The sequence below is a fragment of the Campylobacter troglodytis genome (genome assembly GCF_006864425.1).
Classification (GTDB): domain Bacteria; phylum Campylobacterota; class Campylobacteria; order Campylobacterales; family Campylobacteraceae; genus Campylobacter_D; species Campylobacter_D troglodytis.
This window is the reverse complement of sequence record NZ_QHLI01000101.1, coordinates 1-4253: the sequence shown is the minus strand read 5'-3', so window position 1 is coordinate 4253 and position 4253 is coordinate 1. Positions and strand designations below refer to the sequence as shown.

Genomic DNA, 4253 nt, shown 5'->3' with positions numbered 1-4253 from the left:
GTAACGAAGTAAAAAAATACTTTACAATTTCTCTAAATTTAGCCTCTGAAATTTTGAAACGATTGATATACTTATTTTTCATCGCTGTAATCATAACTTAAAACTCCTTTATTTGAGCTTAAGTTGTCTTGAGCCAATATTATTTTGTGAAATTTGTGAATTTTATGTTGTCATTTGGAGTTTGTCGCAAGACAAACGAATAATCTCATAACCTTGGCATTGTGAGCTTTCAAAGAAAGCGAATAAGTTCAAATAAATTTTAGAGATATTATTACAAGAGATATTTCGGCTTCGCCTCAATATGACAAGAATAGAGATATTTCGGCTTCGCCTCAATATGACAAGAATAGAGATATTTCGCTTATGTTCAAAATGACAAGAGATTTTTTTGCTTCGGCTACCGCATAGCAATCCGCTGGGTTTCTACATTCAATATGACAAATAAATCAAACTTGTTTAAATTTAAAAACCACTGTTTTTGGTGTATTTTTGAATTTTAAACTTGTGAATTTAGCTTGAATTTTAGGCTTTAATTTTTAAATGTGCTTAATATCTTGGCTGTACTTTGGCATTAAATTTACATTTATCTTAATCTTTTAAAATGAAGGCTTGATTTTAATTTGATCTGTAAAAGCCTTAAAAATTTTAATGAGGCTTGTTTAAGAGGCTTTAAAAAGTGCTGATTTGAAACAAAGGCTCTAAAAGCAAAGAAGGGCATTGTTGCAAGAAATGGCATTGTTGGCAAAAATGCCGCAATTCATAAACAAAGAAGGTTGTTATTGTAAAAAAATATCCCCTTTTAAAAGCAAAGAGTGTCCTTGTTGCAAGAAATGTTGTAAAGTAAAGAGGGACCTTGTTGCAAAAAAGATCGCAGTTTAAAAGCAAAGAATTCACAAAAAGCTGTGAATTTTTAGCCTCTTTGTCTTTTTAAATAAGGATTAAAGAGGCAAAGTAGCATTTAAAAAAGCTAAAATTCAAAGGATAAATATGCAAAAGCTTAAAAAACTTCACGCTTTCAGTGAGTCTTGGACTGGGACTATAATCATAGTCTTATTAGTGGTCTTCTTTTTTATACAAGCCTTTACCATTCCAAGCGGATCTATGAAAAATACCTTGTTGGTGGGGGATTTTTTGTTTGTTAAGAAATTTAGCTACGGTATCCCAACCCCTCACATACCCTGGCTAGAACTTCCTGTGCTTCCTGATTTTAACAAAAACGGGCATTTAATCAGTAGCGAGGGACCAAAAAGAGGCGACATAGTGGTATTTAGATATCCCCAGCATCCACAAACGCATTATGTTAAAAGATGCGTTGCCAAAGGAGGAGACGAGGTGATAATGATAAAAGAGGTCTTGTTCGTTCGTATGAGCGAGGGGGATGAGTATATGAAAGAGCATTATGAGGACAAGATAGTGCTTATAGAGGATAGGATCTTTGTAAAAGAGCCTTACAGCCAAAAGGGCATACATAATGACGAGAGGGTAAATATGGAGGAAGCCTATCTTACGCATTTAATGCTAAATGACTTTGCTATGCAGCCTATTATCTTGCGTGGTTTTGGTGAGCTTAGTCTAAGCGGGGGCAATGCTTATTATTATAAGGTGCCTGAGAATGAGTATTTTATGATGGGGGATAATAGAGATCATTCAAAGGATAGTAGGTATTTTGGCTCTGTGCCTTATAGATTTATAGTTGGTTCTCCTTGGTTTACTTATTTTTCCTGGGATGAGGATTATAATATTAGATGGGAAAGGATAGGTCGCTTTATAGATACCTTGCAAAATGATGAAAGATTTATACATCATAATGAAAGCGAAATAGGCGACTTAGAGTAGGGTGCTTGAATTTAAGCTTTGTTTTTAGCTGTGCTTGAATTTAAAGGCTTTGAAAAGTGTAGCTTTAAAGTCTTTAAAAGCCTTTTGCTTTTTAAGATCTTGAAGGATTTTTGCTTGAATTTAAAGGCTTTGAATTTAAAATTTTAAAAGGCTTGTTTTAAAAAGCTCGTTTTGAATTTAAGGCTTTGTTTGTAGTTACGCTTGAATTTAAACTTTTCAAAAATTTGCGATCAAACTTGCCTTGAAAAACTTAGGCTTTGATGGTTTTGTGCATTTTGTGAGACGGTTTAAAATTTTTAAATTCAAGGCTTTTTTATCATTAAATGAAGGCTTTTTAAAAGCCCTTGTGGCTTAATTTACACTTAGCAAATTTAAAGCTTAGTAGCTTACTTAGGGCCTTATGCTTAAAAGCCAAAACTATGTTAAGCCTCATTTAGCCTAAAAGTTCTTTTAAGATAAGGCTAAAAGTTTGTAATTTCGAGCTAAGCAAAGTAGGGGGGCAAACTGGTAAAATGCTTTCCTTTCTCATCAAGCTTTTGCAAAAAATTTTTATAAAATTCACATTTTCTTTGCAAATTAATCTAAACTTGTTAAGCTTTCAAACTTTTTATGAATTTTAAAGGATGAAAAATGAAGCAGTTTTTATGCATAAAACAGAGTGCTTTGTTTAAAAAAAGCCTAATTGTGCTTACATTTTTAAATTTAGCATTTGGGGAGTTTAAGATGATAGACTTAGAAAATGGGGATCTAATCTTTGTAGGTGCTGAAAATTCAGCATTTAGCGAGGCTATCTCATCTGCTACGAAAAAAGATGAGGCAAATTTTACTCACACAGCCATAGTGGAGAAAGATCAAGAAGGGGTTTTCATAATAGAAGCAAGTGCTGATAAAGGCGGAGTGGTTCGCACCAGCTTAAAGGAGTTTTTAGCATATAACAAAGACAGAAAAATGCAAGTAATGAGGCTAAAAGATAGGACAAAACTTGATATGAATGCTATCATAAAGAGGGCAAAGACTTATTTAGGGTGGGGGTATGATTGGAATTTTTTGCCAAATAATTCTAAGATCTATTGCACAGAACTTGTCTGGGAGGCTTATTTGGATAAAGACGGCAAGAGGATATTCAAGGCAAATCCTATGAATTTTTACGGTGAGGACGGTAAGCTTCCTGATTTTTTCAAAGAACTTTTTGAGGAAAAATTAAAGGTTGCCGTCCCTCAGGGCGTCTTAGGAACAAATCCAAATGATCTTTCTAAATCAAAGGCACTTTATATAGTAGAGTAGGGCGATCATCTTTATAAGGGCTTTTTCAAAGGGCTTTTTGTGAATTTTAAGCTTAGGGCGTTTTGTAATTAAGCTTGATTAATTTAAATACAAGATGCTTTATATTAAAATCACCGATGTCGCCGACCTCTTCGCCATTAATCGTCAGTAAGATTGCAAAAAGATGAGTGCTGATTGGCTTTTAGGATTTTTTCTTATGTGATTAATACTCTTAGCTAAAATGACCTAGGATTTTTCCTAATCAATTTTAACAAAATTTTATACAAATTTTCGTTTTTAACCTTGACATTATATCTAAATTCACTCTCTTTCAAATGTAAGGTAGAAAAATTCCTTTGCTGTGAAACTGACCTAAGCTAATCTTTACATAGCCTTTTGCTTGCAGTTGCGAGTGGGTAAAACGAAACAAGAAATTCTATATGTTGTTGATATGATTTCGTCCCTTTGCAAACTCGTTTTTGCTATGTTTTACTCGGCAATGATTTGTTCTTTCTTGCAAAGTTGCAAGAGGAGTAACGAAGCAAAAAATCCATCAAGCCACCGTAGGCTTTAAGCTTATCGCTGTAAATTTCACCTTCTTTAAGCTACGCAAAGTTCTTTATAATAGGCAATAGCTCTTTGGTAGGGCAGTGTTGACGATCTGTGTATAAACTCCTGCGATTGCGTTTTAGCAAACCTTTTGCTTACAGTTACAAGAGGCGTAACGAAGTAAAAACACAGATGTTTTTTCTAGCCTAATGTCCACGCTTTTCATTTACTCTTTTTCCCCCTTATGCTTGCAGTTACTATCCTAGCATTGTAAAAAATAACTTTCATAAACTTCAATCTCAGTACTCATTTTAGAAAGTTTCTCGCATTCTTTAAGGGTTAAAATGCGAATTTCTTTGAAAATCTTAAACAAGCTTTGATGAGGAAATTTACAAAGATTAGCTATTTTTTAGCCTCTAAATCAATTCTTGTAAAGGGATTAGTTGCAAGGCTAAGTAAAAATGCTTCGTAATTCCTTAAATTATATCTGAGAAATTTGGGAACGGATCTTTGTTTTTCATAGGACTTCACTTAAAAACCCTTTGGTTTAAGTTTAATTGAGCCAAATTTAACTTTTTAAATCCTCAATGCTATTGAGATAGTCC

Annotated in this window: 2 protein-coding genes; both read left to right on the top strand. The window is 33.6% G+C overall.

The features are described from left to right. The first annotated feature begins 987 nt into the window (after positions 1 to 987). A complete protein-coding gene (gene lepB / locus DMC01_RS11990; protein ID WP_142694429.1) occupies positions 988 to 1836 on the top strand; it encodes a signal peptidase I in 849 nt (282 codons plus the stop codon). Positions 1837 to 2466: 630 nt separating this feature from the next. Then, positions 2467 to 3120 (top strand): YiiX/YebB-like N1pC/P60 family cysteine hydrolase, encoded by a 654-nt coding sequence (locus tag DMC01_RS11985; RefSeq protein ID WP_142694428.1) that lies wholly within the window; start codon positions 2467 to 2469, stop codon positions 3118 to 3120. Positions 3121 to 4253 lie beyond the last annotated feature (1133 nt).